This window comes from Amphritea sp., from assembly GCF_050300915.1.
Classification (GTDB): domain Bacteria; phylum Pseudomonadota; class Gammaproteobacteria; order Pseudomonadales; family Balneatricaceae; genus Amphritea.
Window position 1 is genome coordinate 1 of the sequence record NZ_JBNKYN010000002.1, and the last position, 17,776, is coordinate 17,776.

Sequence of the window (17,776 nt, forward strand, 5' to 3'; positions counted from 1 at the left end):
TTCAAGTTCAATATTGACGTTTGCCTGCTCATCTTCCTCATCATCCAGTCCAGCGATGGTGAAATCAGCGTTGAGATTCTTGAGAACGCCCGTGGTAAGGATGTCTTTATTCTCCAGTCCACCTGCGCTCCAACCAACGACAACCTGATGGAACTGATCGTCATGGCTGACGCGCTGCGTCGTGGATCAGCCAGCCGCATCACCGCGGTGATCCCTTATTACGGTTATGCCCGTCAGGACCGTCGGCCACGCTCTGCCCGGGTTGCGATCAGCGCCAAGGTTGTCGCCGATATGCTGGCCGGTGTTGGCATCGACCGGGTACTGACCGTCGATCTGCATGCTGACCAGATTCAGGGTTTCTTCGATATCCCTGTTGATAACGTCTATGGCTCTCCGGTACTGCTGGATGAGATCGCCCGTCAGAGCTATGACAACCCTATCGTTGTCTCCCCTGACGTCGGCGGTGTAGTCCGGGCACGGGCGGTGGCCAAGCAGCTTGGCTGTGATCTGGCAATTATCGACAAGCGTCGTGAAAAAGCCAACGAAGCTCAGGTAATGAACCTGATCGGTGATGTCCGTGGCCGCACCTGTATTCTGGTGGACGACATGTGTGATACCGCTGGCACCCTGTGCAAGGCCGCTGGCGCATTGAAAGCTAACGGCGCCGAAAAGGTTGTTGCCTATGCCACTCACGCCGTACTATCTGGCGCCGCAATCAGCAACATCACCAGCTCTGAACTGGATGAGTTAGTCGTCACTGACACCATCCCTCTGAGTGAAGCTGCACAGAATTGCCCACAGATCCGCCAGCTGACCCTGGCGCCGATGCTGGCAGAAGCGGTACGCCGCGTCTGCAACGAAGAATCTATCAGCGCTATGTTCCGCTAAGCCCGCGAGCTTAGCGGTAGCTGATACATATCCCAAACGGGAAAACGTGCCCATTACGGGCTTACTGAAATAACTGCAAAGACCTGGTCGCAAGGTGTTTGCAGTTTTGCTTTTATTGAAGGTATTAAAATGACCGCTTTTGTATTGAATGCACAGCCTCGCTCAGACGAAGGGAAAGGTGCGAGCCGCCGCCTGCGTCACACTGGTTTTGTTCCTGCTGTAGTTTACGGTGGTGAAGAAAATGACAAGCCTGTGTCTATCTCTCTGGAAAACCGCGTACTGGTTAAACAGCTTGAAGATTCCAGCTTCTTCTCTTCTATTCTGACACTGTCACTGGAAGGTAAAGAAGAGCAAGTTATCGTTAAGGATATGCAACGTCATCCAGCTAAAAACTCTGTGATGCACATTGACTTCCAGCGCGTTAACAAGTCTGCGCCAATCGAAATCATCGTGCCGCTGAACTTTGTTAACTTCAACCAGTCTCCAGCTGGTAAAGCGTCTGGTAAGTTCACTATCCAGCAAAACACTGCGAAAGTTCTCTGCTTGCCAGAAAACCTGCCAGAAGTACTGGAAGTTGATCTGTCTAAAGTTGATATGGACCAGGTTATCCACCTGTCTGATATCACTCTGCCAGAAGGCGTTGAGATCGTTCAACTGCGTCGCGGTGCTGACCGTGACCAGGGTATCGCTCAGGCTTACGCACCACGCGCAGCTAAAGCTGGTAAGTAATAGCTGACCACAGGCTCCGGTATGCAAGACCAGATACAACTGATCGTCGGCCTGGGTAATCCAGGCCAGAAGTATGACCAGACCCGTCACAATGCCGGAGCCGACTTTGTCGGGCAGCTAGCTGCCCGACACCTTATCCAACTCAAGCCAGAAACCAAGTTTCACGGCCTGTATGGCAAGATCACACTGAATGGCAACCCCGTTCACCTGCTGATCCCAACCACTTTTATGAATCTCAGCGGCCAGGCAGTTGCCTCACTGGCCAATTTCTATAAGATTCCTGCTGAACAGATACTGGTCGCCCACGATGAACTGGATCTGCCCCCCGGTGTTGCCCGCTTTAAACTCGGCGGAGGTCACGGTGGACATAACGGTTTACGCGATATCATCAGCAAACTTGGCAACAACAAGAATTTTTATCGGCTGCGCATCGGCATCGGACATCCGGGCAGCGCAGCCGAAGTCAGCAGCTTCGTTCTGAAAAAAGCCCCGACTTCCGAGTTCAGTCTGACGGAAGCGGCTGGCGACGAAGCGCTGCGCGTGCTGGAACAAGCCGCAGGTGGCGACTGGCACAAAGCGATGACAACCTTACACTCTTTTAAACCAAACAACTGACGACAGGATCACAGCCATGGGCTTCAAATGCGGCATCGTTGGTTTGCCAAACGTAGGCAAATCTACTCTGTTTAACGCACTGACCAAAGCGGGAATTGGTGCAGAAAACTTTCCCTTCTGCACCATTGAGCCCAACGCAGGCGTCGTGCCTATGCCTGATCCTCGTCTGGATGCCTTGTCAGAAATTGTTAAACCTGAGCGTGTTCTGGCAACAACGATGGAGTTTGTTGATATCGCCGGCCTGGTCGCAGGCGCATCTAAGGGCGAAGGCCTGGGTAATAAGTTCCTCGCTAATATCCGTGAAACCGATGCGATCGCGCACGTGGTTCGCTGCTTCGAAGATGACAACGTCATCCACGTAGCCAACAAGATCGACCCGATTGATGATATTGAGATCATCAACACCGAACTGGCGCTGGCCGACCTTGAATCGGTTGAAAAGCAGCTGAATAAAGTGATGCGGGTTGCCAAAAGTGGCGACAAAGATGCGCTGAAATCCAAAGTTATTCTGGAAAAAGTACTGGCGCAACTGGAACAGGGCAAACCGGTTCGCGCACTGGAACTGAACCCCGAAGAGCAGGCTGAGATTCGTCAGTTCCACCTGCTGACCGTGAAGCCAACGATGTATATCGCCAACGTTGCTGAAGATGGTTTTGAAAACAACCCTCATCTCGACCAGGTCATCAAGCTGGCAGAAGAGGAAGGCGCTGAAGTTGTGGTCATCTGTAATAAGATGGAAGCCGAAATCTCTGAGCTGGAAGATGAAGAGAAACTCGAATTCCTGCAGGAGATGGGCATGGAAGAGCCTGGACTTGACCGGGTAATCCGTGCCGGATACTCCCTGCTGGGGCTGCACACCTACTTCACCGCCGGTGTAAAAGAGGTGCGTGCCTGGACCGTCAAGCAAGGCGCAACCGCACCGGAGGGCGCTGGCGTAATCCACACCGACTTCCAGAAGGGCTTCATCCGCGCTGAAGTGATCGGCTACGATGATTTCATCCAGTACAAGGGTGAAGCCGGTGCCAAAGATGCCGGTAAATGGCGTCTTGAAGGTAAGGAATACATCCTCAAAGATGGTGATGTCGTCCACTTCCGCTTTAACGTTTAAACCAAAAATCTATCGAAAAGGCGATCTTAGACCGCCTTTTCAGTACAAAAAACAGCCATTCTGAAGCGATTCACGATGGCTATTTTTTTGCCTCGCAACCGGTAAAGAAAATGACCGGTTTTTTCCCGCCAATCAGTTGACATGATTAGTAAAAAAGAGAATAATTCGCGGCCTTGATAAGTGCTAAGGCAATATAGCTCAGCTGGTTAGAGCATCGCATTCATAATGCGAGGGTCGCAGGTTCGAGTCCCGCTATTGCCACCATTCACTTATCAATAATGCTGGGGTATCGCCAAGCGGTAAGGCAACGGGTTTTGATCTCGTCATGCGGAGGTTCGAATCCTCCTACCCCAGCCAACTTTTTAAATGCTGACAACAGGCATTTAAAATGAGGTAAGTAACAGCTCAGGCTGTTGTTACCGACCGTATTTGTATAACGGTTATTAAACCCACTGTTATATAAATGGCAATATAGCTCAGCTGGTTAGAGCATCGCATTCATAATGCGAGGGTCGCAGGTTCGAGTCCCGCTATTGCCACCATTCTTTTGCTGGGGTATCGCCAAGCGGTAAGGCAACGGGTTTTGATCTCGTCATGCGGAGGTTCGAATCCTCCTACCCCAGCCATTCTTTTGTTTCTCTGCAATGCTCAACAAAACTCCCTGACTTCCAGTTTGCACGAAAACCTCGAGGTTCGACAAATTGCGCAGCAATTTGAGACGAGCGCCAGCGAAGCCCGCAGGGGACTTATCGTCTTCAGACGATAAGGATCAATCCTCCTACCCCAGCCATTCTTTTCTGGCTTCAAGCTACTCAGTTCTTAAAATAATTCCAGGTCCACACAACCACCGGGTACATAAACGATAAGTGGCTAGTTGTGAGTTGCCAGAAAAAGCAAATAATTGATCCTGCCTAACCGATAGAATAACGTTCTTACACAGCACTTACTCCTTAAACCATCACATACTCCGTTAAGAGGGTTTTGCCGAGCGACGCGCAAGTCAAGATTTTTGTGACGTTCTAACAACGGGCTACGGCTGTTCACTCTCTTTATGACCCCCGTCCCCAGCGCTATAGATTTTTAAAGCCTTCCCGCTGACAGATTGCCTCAAAGCGGATACACTCAATGCTCCATATAATGTTTAAACTGCAGAAGAAAACAATGAGCGGACAAACAGCAACAGGTACGCCTGATGGCCTGTTAAAAAGGATTATTTCTGAAAAGAGACAGCGACTGCGCAAGAATGTGCATATCCTGTTTCTCGGTCTGACCGCAGCGGAAGCGGATCCGATTATCACGCTGTTGCGGGGTGCACGACTCGCCCCCAGAGGGCAGCAGGCGCAGTCTGCTGAAGAGTTTAACCAGGCTCTCAGTGAACGCTCCTGGGACCTCATTCTCAGCCCTCAGGTAGAGGGACAGTTTGGCGCTAAAGAAGCAGTGCAGATTCTTCACCGGCTGAATAAAGACATTCCGATTATTCAACTGGTACCCAAAAGCGATAGCCAGGCCCTGCTGCAAGGACTGAAAGCCCGGATGGCGACGGTGATCTCGCTGGACGAGCAGGAACTACTGCTGATCCAGATCCGCAGACAGCTGGAACACTTAGAAAACCGGCGGCGTCTGCGTATTCTTGAAGCAGAACTTGCCGAATCAGAAAAGCAGAGCCAACAGCTCGCTGATCTTTCCAGACTCCCCATCGTCTATCTCACCACCGATCTGATCACCCTCTATAGCAATCCCGCTTTTGCCGAGTTATTTGGCCTGGAAGAGAGTAGCGGCCCTCAGTATGAACCTCTGGATAAGTTCACCGTACTCAAAGATCGTGATCAGTTAAAAACCGCACTACAGGAAGCACTCGAAGAGGACTGTCACGGGGTTAAAACCGAACTGAAAGCACGTCGTGTTGACGGCACTAATTTCCAGGCAACATTCAATATACAGCACGCACGCTATCTGAATCAGACCTGTCTGCAGGTTATCATCAGCCCTGATATCAAGAGTAATGAAGAGAGTTTCGAAAATCTTGATGCAACCACCCGTCTGTATGATGCTAACTTCCTTGTCAACGCACTGGAAAAAGCGGCTCACCGGGCGCTGGTCGGCGGGTCTGATTGCAGCCTTCTGTATATCAAGTTTGATAATTACAGCGCCCTGCAATCTGAATTAGGTGCCAGCGGATGTGATATCGTTCTTGCGGATGTTGCCGAGCTGTTGCAACAGAAGATCAATAAGATCCACCTCTGTGCCCGTCTGGAAGAGGATGTCTTTGCAATCCTGTTCCATGATCCAAGCCCTGATAAAGCCGTCAAGCTGGCCGATCTGCTGTGCCACTCAATCGCCCAGCTAAAAGTGGATGTGACCGGCTCCACCGTAAGCACCACCTGCAGTATCGGTATCTGCTCAATCAACGATAACGCCCCCCACTATATCGAGTTGATTGACCGTGCCAGAAGCGCAGCGGATGCGGTTCTGAACGATGGTCAGCGGGGTAACGGCGTACAGTTGTTTGAACTGGAAGATGATGATCATGATGACATTGATGACTCATCAATCAAGATGATCATCGATGCGCTGGATCATGATAAGTTCCGCATTCTGTTTCAGCCAATCGTTGCGCTGGCTTCAGCCAATGGCTGGGGCAACTATGAAGTGTTCCTGCGACTGCAGGAGAACGATGGAGAGGAGGGCTTATCGCCTAACGTATTCCTCAGCACCATGGACAGCTCAGATATCAGCGTCCGGATCGATAAGTGGGTTATTCAGCACGCCTTTATCCGTGTTGCAGATCAGCTTAAAAATCAGCAACGCAGCCGGTTATTTATCAATCTGACATCCGCTTTTTATCAGGATCCGGATACTTTGAACTGGGTTGCGGATCAGCTCAAGGAATACCGTATTCCTGCCGAAATGATTGTCTTCCAGGCCAGTGAGTCAGATCTGAGCACCAGCCAGGTACAGGCTGAACAGTTCCGCTTTGGACTGAAAAAACTGGGCTGCAAGTTCTGCATCAAACATTTCGGCGTCTCTGAAAACCGTGAATTACTGCGGAATAAACTAAAGCCCGATCTGATTAAACTGGATGGCTCCTATATCCAGGACCTGAGCAACTCATCCGACTCCGACAAAGCCTTCGCCGCGCTGATTAAAGACCTCAAAGGTTCAGGTATCGGCAGCATCGCCCCGCTGGTTGAAGACACCCGCCTGATGGGTAAACTCTGGAAACTGGGGGTCGATTATATTCAGGGCTACTACCTGCAACCGCCCTCAGAAGAGATGACTTACGATTTTTTTGAATAATAAAACCGCCGCAGGCGGCGGAGTGGCTAGATCGCGGCTTCGCCGATAACTTCAGATCGCCGCTTCGCGGCTAGCTAGTGGTTAGAACGTCGCTTCGCGACTGCTAGAAAAAGCAAAGAGAAACAGCGACTGTAGTCATCAATAAGGCTGCAAGAATATAGCAAACCCGGTGGGTAACTGGAGTACCCGTATCGTAGTCTGTGATTTAGATGGGTCTGTGTCGCTAAGCAAGGCATGTAAGACAGTTCAGACGGATATTCAGGATGAATACCATTGATCCTTTTTCCTCTCTGGCAGCCCTTACCTTTGCGTATTTAGTAACAGCTCCTGCGATACATATTTTTATCTCGTTCCCACGCGGGAGCGTGGGAACGAGTAAATCCTCGGCGTAGCAGCGGATTGCCACTGCGCTCCTCCAGCTGCGTTTGGCGTTATAAAAACGGTTTGAAATTGGAGTCGTGCTACATGTCAGGAAGAAAGCCTATTCCTAATGCTGTAAAAAAGGTACTTCGTAAAGAAGTTGGATTTGGCTGTCCGATTAAAGGCTGCGGTAATCCGTATCTTGAATATCACCACTTTGATCCTCCAGTTAGTGTAAAACCTCATAATGATCCCAAGGGTATGATTGCCTTGTGCACACAGCATCATAAAAAGGCAGATGGCGGCGCTTATACTGTAGAACAGCTTTATGACTTAAAAAGGGATAAAGCTAATGCTGACTTGGTAAAAGGTAATTTAGACTGGTTACGTAGGGACTTGTTAGCTGTAGTTGGTGGAAACTTTTATTACGAAACTCCAAAGATAATTACTATCGACAATATTGATTTAGTCTCGTTGATACGAGATGAAGATGGTTATTTACGCTTGAGCGTCAACATGCTCAGTTTAGAATCTGAAGAGCGGATCATTATTGAAGATAACTCGTGGGAAAATATTGGCTCTCCAATTGATTTAAGAAGTCCTCCTCAAGGGAAGGAACTGGAAGTAAGCTACTCTAACGGTGACTATCTATATTTGCGCTTTGTTGAGCTTGAGAGTGAAGAGCAAGCAATCAAGAGGTATGGTCACAATGTTTTTAGCCACTTAGCCTTTCCTCTAACTGCTGTCGAAGTCAATATGACGATTGCGGGGACAAGAATAGAACTCACTCCTAAAAGCTCTCAAATTGGTGGGTTACAAATGACTGGATGCCTATCTTCATATTGTGGTGGCGGTGTTTTAATCCAAAACTCAGGATTGTACTGGAAACAAAACCCAATATGGAAACGCCAGACTTTAGTTGAGAAAACAGAGCATCCAAATGTTCTGAAAGTGAACTTTGGTCGTCGTTAGCGTGTCTCATTCCCACGCGGGAGCGTGGGAACGAATAATCAATTGTTAGAAGTCAAAGTGAACTATGGCAAGTCATCAAGAAATGGGGGCTTTAGTTAATGACCTTACCCAGTCACTAAATTCACGCAATAACGACTACCTAGGTTATTGGGCTACAGGTCAGCTATATAAATTGGCCAAAGATAATGGTGTGCTGCACGTAAAAATCGATGTGCTAAATGGGGAGCTTGAACCTTTTTCAGACCACATGAGAAACTTAGTCGATACATATCGTGAGAAATTGAATAAGCAACTGAAAGCTAGAAAAATCAATAATGATAAAGTTTCTTCATTCATTTTGAGGTTTGATTTTGAACAGGAGTACGATCCAATTTTACATCGATGGGTTAATCCTGGAAGTCCGTATACCCTCTCAGTTTCACTCACTTCTAAGCTGGGCCATATTTATAGTGGTAAGGTCGGCGGCTACTGCAAACCACATGATAAGACAATAGAACAGAGAAGAACTGGTTTTTAACAAACAGCGACATAGGAACAATTTATCTCGCTCCGGCCGCTAAAGAGGTCTCCAGCGGATAGCACTTTCAGCGCGGCCGTTTAGCTAAGCGTAGAGATATTGAAATATGAGTGAAATTGAATATTCTCTTTTTGGTAATGTGAATCCAGAAGAGATGATGGGGATTGTCAATGAAGATTCACTGAGAGTGCATCTGATTGATCATCCTTATTTTGATGTTATTAGCCTTCAGGCGTGGATGGAAGAAAAAATCAGAGTAGATTCAACGCAAGGATGCCGTATCCGCGCCGTTTATATAGATGGTGAGTTAGCAGGTTGGTGTGGTATTCAGCCAGATGATAATGGCTTTGAGTTAGCTATCGTTATTACGAAAAAATTCTGGGGTTTTGGCATACCTATATTCAAAACACTCATGCGTTGGGCAAACGAATTAGGGCATAAAGAAGTACTATTTCATTTGCTGGAAAGCAGGCCTGTGTACAAGGCACTAAATAAAATAGCAACTAAAGTTCAAAAAACGGAACAACTAGGTCGCTGCTTCACAACTTACCATATCCCTGTCGGTAAATGGTGAAGACAAAAACGTCTGATATCTCGTTCCCACGCGGGAGCGTGGGAACGAGTGGAAAAGCTCTTGCTCTGGCTTTTTCTAGCAAGTCACGAAGTGACGTCTAGCGGCTAGCGAGCTGCGCAGCAGCGTTCTGATTTCTCAAGCGGCAAAGCCGCGTCTGCTCTTAAAGCGTATCCCTATCCCGGAAGCCGATGAGGTAGAGAATCCCATCCAGCCCCAGCGTTGAGATCGCTTGTTTGGCACTCTGGCGCACCAGTGGCTTCGCCCGGAAAGCGATGCCCAGGCCGGCGATGGAGAGCATCGGCAGGTCATTGGCGCCATCACCGACGGCGATGGTCTGTTCCAGGCTTACGCCCTCTTTCCCGGCGATTTTGCGCAGCAGTTCAGCTTTACGCTTGCCGTCAACGACGGTGCCGGTGACGTTGCCGGTGACTTTGCCATCAACAATCTCAAGTTCGTTGGCATAGACGTAGTCAAAGCCCATCTTCTGCTGCAGATAGTTGCCGAAGTAGTTGAAACCACCAGACAGAATCGCGGTTTTAAAGCCCAGCGCTTTCAGCTTAGACACCAGTTCTTCTACACCTTCGGTCAATGGCAGGCTGTGGGCTATCCGTTCCAGTACTGACTCGTCCAGCCCTTTCAGCAGCGCCATGCGCCGGGTAAAGCTTTCGGTGAAGTCGATCTCGCCGCGCATCGCCGCTTCGGTAATCTCCGCCACCTGCTCACCGACACCCGCTTCTTTGGCCAGCTCATCAATCACTTCGGCCTCAATCAGGGTTGAGTCCATATCAAACACCACCAGACGGCGGTTACGGCGGTAGATATCATCCTTCTGGAAGGCGATATCCACATCCAGATCACTGGCGATACGCAGAAACTCTTCGCGCAACTGGGCAGAATCGGCAGGGGCACCGCGGACAGAGAACTCGACACAGGCGCGGGTCTTCTCGCCGCTCTTTTCCAACGCGGCAGCACCGATTGAGACCCGGCCAGACAGGCGGCTGATATTATCGATATTCAGACCATGATCAGCCGCGGTCTGGGTCACCTTACCGATATGTTCGGCGGTAATCTTGCGCGCCAGCAGGGTGATGATATGACGGGACTTGCCCTGCTCTCCGACCCAGCTGTTGTATTCAGCCTCGGTGACAGGTTCAAAACGGATATGCATATCCATCTCATGGGCTTTGAACAGCACATCCCGTAGCAGACTGGAAGCCTCTGCCTTCGCCGGAACGCCGATCAGAATACCCAGTGACAAAGTATTATGGATAACCGCCTGACCAATATCGAGAATATCGATCTCGAACTGGGCCAGAATACTGGTAATAGAGGAGGTTACGCCCGGCTTGTCCTGGCCGGAGATGTTGAGCAGGATGATCTCTTTCATGACCTATTCGCAATGCATGCTGAAGATGGGCGGATTATACCACCGCTATAATTTATTGCTGTTAAAGATCGAAACAGATAGTGAACTTTATACCGGCAGAGAACAGATCATCAGAACGCTTGTCTCTGCCCCGGCTTAAACCCCGGCTACTGTCGGCTTTATCTTAAGGGTTACTCAGCGGCTGTACGGAACAGCGAAGACCCGCAGGAATTTTATTACCCGGATTACGCATCACTAACTGCACACGGAAAGTACCACTGGCTGAGTCGATCAAAGGGTCCACAATAATAACCTTGGCAGACTTTGCAGCAATTACCTCTGACTCGGGTTTAATCAGGAGCTCCTGTTTCAGAGCAATTTTCCCAAAATAACTGGAAGGTAATAGCAGCTCTACATGTAGTGGATCTAATGTTGCAAGGGATAAAATCGGCTCCGTCGTCACGTACTCACCTTCATTGTTAAACCGGTTAACGACCACCCCGTTAATAGGGCTGGACACCTTGCGCAGCTCAAGTTCCTGCTGCTTTAAACGCAGTTCAGAGTTAGCGATCAGCACTTCGGTTTCAATTTCATCGCGCTCATTCGCGGTCAGAATATCTTCGTCATACAGGTCCTTGTTGCGCTGCTGCTTTCTTGTAGCGAATTCAGCCCTTACCCTTGCTAACCGAACAGCTTCCCTTTCCACACCCGCTTTTAGCTGGAATAAAGACTGTCCTTTTTTAATACTGTCTCCCCGTTTAACCTGCACCATATCAAGCACGCCGGTAACCGGCGAGCTGATCTGTACCTTCTCGCTCGGCTCTAACATGCAGCCCAGCGTTGACAAGGTCTGCTCATCCGCATGCGCACTGTCAAACTGCGTGAAGATAAGGCTTACAGCCAGCATCAACATCACTTGTTTTTTGTTCATTTTTTATCCCCGGTAAATGCCAATGTCCGCTGACGCTGAGTATCTACTTTTATGAGTTGCATACGCTGTTTGTAATGACTTCGCGAAAGCTTGTTCTGGCAACTCAACTGTAGGCGATAACCCAACCGATGAGGCAGATTTATCCCTGTAGTGCTAATAGTCTTTATGAGCCTTCTGAGCAGTGGGCCTGCCATCTTTTTAACCAACTGATCTTCAAATGATAAAATTTCACTGACCGATCCGGGATCTCCCTGGCGCGCACTTCGACCGGCTAGCTGCCGATCAATTCGGGCGGCATCCTGCAGCTCGGTAATAATGACATGTAATCCACCCGATGCCCGCGTTTCCTCAGTCAACTTGATATCTGTTCCACGCCCAGCCATGCTGGTAGCGACCATGACGGCTCCGGAATGCCCCGCAACGGAAACGATCTCAGCTTCCTCTTTATCCTGACGAGCATTCAGTATCTTATGTTCAATAGACTCACCAAGAAGAACCTTGCTGATCGCTTCTGATGATGCAACCGAGTTTGTGCCGATGAGTATCGCTTGTCCCTGCGCTACAAGTTCACGGGTAAGCTGTGCAACCCGCTGCCATTTTTCCGCTTCTGTCAGATACACTTCACGGAATGCTTTTCGACGCAGACTTTTTTTCAACAAGGGAATCGTTTCACTGCGCAAACGATAAACATCTAATAACTCGCCTGCAACCTCGCGGACGGTGCCGGTCATACCGCATAGGTGATGATATTTCCTGAAAAAGTTCTGATAACTGATCTCGGCATTGGTTTCCCTGGGTTTGGTCAGTTCACACTTCTCTTTCATTTCGATCATCTGCTGCAGACCCTGCCCCCAACTACGTCCGGGCATGACACGACCGGTATACAGGTCGACAATCTGCACCGCGCCCTCTTCATCGATAATGTAATCCCTGTCCAGGTGGTAGACGTGCAGTGCCGCCAGAGCCTGTTTCACCAGCGGTTCGCGATAAAAGCTGCTATTCCACAGACCATCAAGCGGTTGGCAACATTCAACTAATAACACCTGCCCTGCCGGGGTGAGATGTATCTGAGCGTTTTCATCCTGCTTAAAATGGAGCTCTTTTTCATACTTCCCGGCAATATCCATGGCGGTCTTCAACAGCAGCTCTTCCCGTTGACCAAACTTTTCCTGGCCGGAAATAATCAGTGGCGTTCGGGCTTCATCAATAAAAACGCTATCCGCCTCATCCACGATGGCAAAATGTAAACCGCGTAATAATAAGCTATCTGACCAGGACGAATCCCCCGTCAGTAAGGATGCCTGCTGAATTCGCGTTGTTTTTCTATGGGCCAGTACCAGACTGTCTTTCAGGAAATCAAAGGTAAGCTCTTTATTACTGCAATAGCAGATATCACAGGCGTAGATCTGCCGCCGTTCCTGTAACTCCTTTTCATGCACAATAACCCCTACCGATAACCCCAGAGCCTGGTACAGCGGTAACATCTCTTCGCAATCGCGCTCGGCAAGGTAATCATTGATGGTGACGACATGAACCGGCATCCCGGCGATCGCGGCAGTCGCGGCAGCCAGCGTCGCCGCCAGGGTTTTGCCCTCCCCCGTTGCCATCTCAGCAATCCCGCCACGCAACATCGCCAGGGAGGCCCTGATTTGCGTATGATGATGGCGCATCCCCAGTACACGTCCACTCACCTCTCTGATAACGGCAAACGCTTCAATGATTGTCGCTGTGTTTATGCCTTCCAGGCGCAATGCCTGGCGAATGCTAACCAGCGCCTGATCAAGTTCATCAGCGTTACCGTGCTCCAGCACTGCCGAACGTTTGAGTATTGCGTTGACGATACGCTCATTGCGCCGTAACAGCTTGTTATTGAGCTTATTCGCAAGCTCTTTTGACCGCTTGAGAAAGGTATCGAGGCGATTACTCTCCTGCCATTTATACTCGTTACGTAAACCGGCAATCACCGGCTGCTTACTCGCATATTCAGACACTGAAGTACTCCAGGAAAGTACGACGCACTAAACGATAAAGCCGGTAAATGATCGCCTCAGGCGGGTGCTCAAACTTCAGATGAATACGTTCATCAACATAGACGGCGGGAAAATGTTCAAACTCAAGTGCAACGATGAAGTAGCGTCTCAGCGCCTGGGGTGTCTCGGCAGTTGAGGAAGGATCCATAATAATACTGCCCCCGGCCGGTTCAGTGAGTATGACACTCACAGGCTCTTTTGTCGTTGCAGGAAAGACAAACCAGCTCTGCGGTGTTAACTCGGTGTACAGATCAGATGTTTGCAGAGCAACTACCGCCTCAGATTTGTCACGCACCAGTTCAATATCCGCTTCTGGCACCATGCCACGAATCGAAACATTGGCATCGGTTATGACATAGCCAAGCAGATCACCCCGCCGCACAAACTTGCCGGGCAGGTCTGCTGGATTTCGCACAGACCAGATACCATCGGCCTGAGCATAGAGGTTTAAGGATGCGAGTCTGGTTTCGTTCTCTTTCAGTTCCGAGCTTAAGCGCGACAGCTGATCATCGTAGATCTTTAGCTGAACCGGGTCATTCCAGACACCCTGGCGTTCGGCACTTGCTTCGATGAACTGCTGTTGTAACACCAATTGCTCTTTACGCAGCTGGGGGTTGGTGCAACTGACCAGCAGGTCACCTGTATGAACCATCGCGCCTGAGGGCTGATGCAACTGCTCAACAAAACAGTTTTCCTGCGCCAGAATACGGCGCTGCTTGTCCATCTGCACCACACCTTCAACACTGGTGGTCAACGGCAAAGGCAACACACATAGCAGCAGCAAGACGATGCCGGCAGTCACTGGAATCATCACCGAAGGGCTCCGCCGTCCCGTCCGGATATCGGAGTCTTGCCAGGCTTTTTTCAGCAGTTTGAAGTTTGGCACAATTAATGTCCCAACCAGCGCCCATATCGCCAGAACAATGCCCACAAAGAAATATTTCTGTGCCACAAACAGCACAATGGTGACCATCAGGAACATACGATAGATGTAGGAGGCAAAACCGTAAACAAACAACCAGATCGCTTCGCGCCGGTCATATGCGGGTGAGGCCAGGCCGCTTACACCAAACATAAACCGCTTGGTCAGCCACCCCCAGTATTGATTGGCACGCTGACCCAGGTTGGGAATTTCAATAAAATCCGCCAGTATGTAATAACCGTCGAACCTCAGCAGCGGGTTACCATTCACCATGACGGTGGATAATCCGGCAATAAAAATAACATTGTAAGCAATGGATTTAACGATGCCGGGTTCCGAGTTGACCCAGATAAACATCGCCACGGCAGCAATAAATAACTCAACGATAATCCCGGCTGAGCTGACTAAAATACGCTGTTTCTTATCCGCAAAGGCATTGGTTGACGAGGCATCAACATAGGGCATCGGCAGAAGCACCAGCAGCATGACGCCTAACTCGTGAACTTCGCCGCCACCACGCTTTACGCAATAGCCGTGTCCCAGTTCATGCAACAACTTTATCACCGGATAAACAAACCATAACAGTAGCAGGTTATCCGCCGCTAATACCCGGTCAGTGACGTTGGATGTTAACTCATCCCAGTGCTGACCAACCATCACCAGCATGCCAATCACCATTGCACACCAGACACAGAGTGCGGCCATAGAAAACAGTGGTCTCAGATATTTTTGCGTTGCACTTAAAAAACGCTCAGGATCAATCAGAGGGATTTTAATGGATAGAGGCGACTTCAGTTTGGCCATCCAGCGTGTTCTTTCCGCCTCTTTACCGCGCTCAAACAGTTCACTGATATCACCACTGGTATCCATGCTGACCAGGTTAGCCTGATAGAGACTGGCCAGCAGTTGCAGCATCTCTTCGTGGGTCGGCATCTCTTCGCCCAGCCGCTGCGATGATAGCTCCCATAGCCGGTCAATGGTTCGCTCGCCATTCATCAGGCCCACGATCAGATAGGACTGCGGTGAAAGGCGACGCACCTGCCCGGTGACATGATCTTCAAGGACATACCAGCGCCGCCCCCGATAGCGGTGCGCATTGACCGTGACATGATGACGTAACCGGGGTTTCAATTCGGCAATCTGATACCAATCGCTGGAAAACAAATTAGCACTCATGATAACTCCATGTCAGTCAGCTGATACAAATGCCCTATCCCCAGAAACGCCACAATTGAAGTTTCATCCAATCCAGCATACCCCGTGTCCAGATACTGATTAACAGGCGGTCATCAACATAGATCTGTGCCACACCTTCAAGGCCTACACGTAACATCTCATCACGGTTTTCAAAGTCGGCTTCTACACGATAAACCGTTGCCCCCTCAATGACTTCGGCCATGGGGTTTATACGGGTGATTCTGAACGAGAATTTCTGATCAGGCAGCGCCGCTAACACCAACTGACCGGTTTGTCCCTGACGGAGATCGTTGATACGAAACTCATCCACATACATCGCCAGCCTGAAATCGCTACGCGGCGATAACTCAAATAACACATCCCCCTGACGAACCAGGGTGCCTATCCGCTGACTCAGGTCCCCCGACACAATCAGCGCATCAAACGGGGCCCTCATCGCCGCCTGCGAGATCTGGAATTCCAGCAGCTCGATCTCTGCCTTTGCCCGCTGACTCTCGGCATTATTAATCTGCACCTGCGTACGCTCACTTCGCGCCAGGGCATCTTCATACTTACGCCGGGATGTTGCTTCCTGGTTTACCCAGCTCATCAACTGCAGACGCAATTCGCGGGTATCCAGTTCGGCTAACAACTCGCCCTGTTTCAGCGTATCACCCGCCCTTACCGTAGAGCTCTGCAAATAACCATCGTAGGGTACAACAACAGAACGTAACTCTGCGCCTTCAATAACGGCATCCGCACTTATATTGTAGCGACCAGAGACCAGGCTAAAAAAGATCGATAAGAGCAGCAGGCAGAACAGGGTAATCTTGCGCCCCAGATGCCCAGGACCAAACAGAAGACTCAGTTGATTTTTAACACTACGGAAAATATAAGCATACAACGGCAGGCTGGACTGGCGCTTTTCTTCAAGCACTACCCCGACAAAATTAGTCAGCGCTTCTGCTGTCAGTTGCTCTTCCTGCGTGAATGGCTGATCTGAGGGACGGTCGAAAAGCACCGCGCCATAACAAGATTCCTTATCCACCAGCGGAACCGTCATCAGCGCACGCTGGCCTTTTTCACTGGCTAATTTACGGTGCGCATGGGTGACACGGTTATGCTCATCCAACGCGGGCCATAAAATGGACTCCTGCTGATCGACAGCTTCCTGCATCGCCTGGGTGGTTAACTTTACCAGCACATGCTTTTTACTATGATCGCTGCTATCTGACTGAGAATGAATCTCTAACTCTGCATGTTTCACAAACCCCAGAACAACGCGCTCAGCATCTAAATATTGCCCCATCAGATTAACGAAACGCAGCGCCGCATGCTCAAAATCGCGCTCGCCGAGAACATGAGCAATACTATCGATAACAATATGCTGACGCTGATTATCCTGGGCAACCACACTTAACAGGCTGCGGGAAAGACGTAACTCAAGCCATCCTGCGCAGTACTCAATAACGGCCAACGCTTTGTGCAGTTCAGCTTCATCGACGGCACTGAGCATCAGGGTGACAACGGCTCGCAAGCTGCCATCCACAAACACAGGATAACTGCCCAGATGGTGTTTACCATCATTCAAAGGCATGATGAGCGGCTGCTTTTTCTTCAGAGTTTCTTCTGCGGCATCCAGCAACAGCTTGTCCTGAACCCCCTCTTCAGGCCAGACAGCCACCGAGTGAAACTGGCCATTGTGTGCTTCATCGGCGACCACTAATGCTACACGTACCTGCGGCAGCTGACTGCACAGCCACTCCAGCCAGGTAAAATGCCAGTTCTCATGATGGGTATCCAGCAACCCATTCAGCTGCCGAACAGAATCCGGCAGCGAAGCCGTTATCACACCCATATATCAATTCTTTTTTTATCGTTATAAATATAAAAATGCCTCGGTATGTCAAACATACCGAAGCGTTCAGAAGTCAGCCAACGCTCGACTATTTAGCCTTTATTGACACCGGCATCGTCAAGGGGACCAAAACGATTTTCATATTCGGCTACAACGCTGTTTAACAACAGAGATAAACGCTTAGCAGCAAATGGGCTGAGGATCATGCGATCAGTCAGTTCAATACCCACCTCTTTTTGCCCTGCACGCCATGCCTGGTTAGTGCCAAACAACAGAGTCACCTCCTCGCGTGTGCTAGAAACATTGCATACATTAGCGTAAGTGCTGCGCATTTTGCTGTCGTCCCAACGAATAGTTGGTCCACTTGCTTTCTTCTTTTCTACAGTATCGCCAGACATCTATATTCCTCAATGTATTCCGTTTGAAAAAATCA

General features: G+C 49.7%; 14 protein-coding genes and 4 tRNA genes. 12 read left to right on the forward strand and 6 right to left on the reverse strand.

What is annotated here, in order from left to right:
• Positions 1–12: 12 nt before the first annotated feature.
• The 12 genes from ACQY8X_RS00650 to ACQY8X_RS00705 all read left to right on the forward strand — a co-directional run bounded on the left by ACQY8X_RS00650 (position 13) and on the right by ACQY8X_RS00705 (position 9,060).
• Complete coding sequence (locus ACQY8X_RS00650) at positions 13–888, forward strand: ribose-phosphate pyrophosphokinase (protein ID WP_428033273.1); 876 nt, start codon at positions 13–15, stop codon at positions 886–888.
• A gap of 129 nt (positions 889–1,017) precedes the next feature.
• Entirely contained in the window at positions 1,018–1,617 is a 600-nt protein-coding gene (locus tag ACQY8X_RS00655; RefSeq protein WP_428033211.1) for a 50S ribosomal protein L25/general stress protein Ctc, read from the forward strand.
• A 21-nt stretch (positions 1,618–1,638) separates the two neighbouring features.
• Positions 1,639–2,232, forward strand: a complete 594-nt coding sequence (pth, locus tag ACQY8X_RS00660; protein WP_428033212.1) for an aminoacyl-tRNA hydrolase — start codon at positions 1,639–1,641, stop codon at positions 2,230–2,232.
• A gap of 16 nt (positions 2,233–2,248) precedes the next feature.
• Positions 2,249–3,340, forward strand: a complete 1,092-nt coding sequence (ychF, locus tag ACQY8X_RS00665; RefSeq protein ID WP_428033213.1) for a redox-regulated ATPase YchF — start codon at positions 2,249–2,251, stop codon at positions 3,338–3,340.
• Positions 3,341–3,527: 187 nt separating this feature from the next.
• Positions 3,528–3,604: transfer RNA gene (locus ACQY8X_RS00670), tRNA-Met, on the forward strand.
• An 18-nt stretch (positions 3,605–3,622) separates the two neighbouring features.
• Positions 3,623–3,697: transfer RNA gene (locus ACQY8X_RS00675), tRNA-Gln, on the forward strand.
• A 108-nt stretch (positions 3,698–3,805) separates the two neighbouring features.
• Positions 3,806–3,882: transfer RNA gene (locus tag ACQY8X_RS00680), tRNA-Met, on the forward strand.
• 9 nt (positions 3,883–3,891) lie between these two features.
• A tRNA-Gln gene (locus tag ACQY8X_RS00685) sits at positions 3,892–3,966 on the forward strand.
• A gap of 535 nt (positions 3,967–4,501) precedes the next feature.
• The gene (locus tag ACQY8X_RS00690; RefSeq protein ID WP_428033214.1) at positions 4,502–6,637 is read left to right on the forward strand and encodes an EAL domain-containing protein; all 2,136 of its coding nucleotides are present in this window, start codon (positions 4,502–4,504) and stop codon (positions 6,635–6,637) included.
• A gap of 465 nt (positions 6,638–7,102) precedes the next feature.
• Entirely contained in the window at positions 7,103–7,969 is an 867-nt protein-coding gene (locus ACQY8X_RS00695; RefSeq protein ID WP_428033215.1) for a hypothetical protein, read from the forward strand.
• 64 nt (positions 7,970–8,033) lie between these two features.
• Complete coding sequence (locus ACQY8X_RS00700) at positions 8,034–8,486, forward strand: hypothetical protein (RefSeq protein ID WP_428033216.1); 453 nt, start codon at positions 8,034–8,036, stop codon at positions 8,484–8,486.
• Between the two features lie 106 nt (positions 8,487–8,592).
• A complete protein-coding gene (locus tag ACQY8X_RS00705; protein WP_428033217.1) occupies positions 8,593–9,060 on the forward strand; it encodes a GNAT family N-acetyltransferase in 468 nt (155 codons plus the stop codon).
• A 160-nt stretch (positions 9,061–9,220) separates the two neighbouring features.
• Here ACQY8X_RS00705 and serB read toward each other — a convergent pair whose 3' ends face one another.
• The 6 genes from serB to ACQY8X_RS00735 all read right to left on the reverse strand — a co-directional run bounded on the left by serB (position 9,221) and on the right by ACQY8X_RS00735 (position 17,741).
• Positions 9,221–10,447, reverse strand: a complete 1,227-nt coding sequence (gene serB, locus ACQY8X_RS00710; RefSeq protein ID WP_428033218.1) for a phosphoserine phosphatase SerB — start codon at positions 10,445–10,447, stop codon at positions 9,221–9,223.
• A gap of 163 nt (positions 10,448–10,610) precedes the next feature.
• Positions 10,611–11,357, reverse strand: a complete 747-nt coding sequence (locus ACQY8X_RS00715; protein WP_428033219.1) for an efflux RND transporter periplasmic adaptor subunit — start codon at positions 11,355–11,357, stop codon at positions 10,611–10,613.
• Positions 11,354–13,348, reverse strand: a complete 1,995-nt coding sequence (locus tag ACQY8X_RS00720) for a prepilin peptidase (protein ID WP_428033220.1) — start codon at positions 13,346–13,348, stop codon at positions 11,354–11,356. The genes ACQY8X_RS00715 and ACQY8X_RS00720 overlap by 4 nt, the downstream gene beginning before the upstream one ends.
• On the reverse strand, positions 13,341–15,485 hold the full coding sequence (locus tag ACQY8X_RS00725) for a hypothetical protein (protein ID WP_428033221.1): 2,145 nt from the start codon (positions 15,483–15,485) through the stop codon (positions 13,341–13,343). Before ACQY8X_RS00725 ends, ACQY8X_RS00720 begins: the two co-directional genes overlap by 8 nt.
• 34 nt (positions 15,486–15,519) lie before the next feature.
• Positions 15,520–17,343, reverse strand: a complete 1,824-nt coding sequence (locus ACQY8X_RS00730; protein ID WP_428033222.1) for an HlyD family efflux transporter periplasmic adaptor subunit — start codon at positions 17,341–17,343, stop codon at positions 15,520–15,522.
• Positions 17,344–17,435: 92 nt separating this feature from the next.
• Positions 17,436–17,741: a DUF3467 domain-containing protein gene (locus ACQY8X_RS00735; protein ID WP_428033223.1), complete on the reverse strand. Its 306-nt coding sequence runs from the start codon at positions 17,739–17,741 to the stop codon at positions 17,436–17,438.
• Positions 17,742–17,776: the final 35 nt, after the last annotated feature.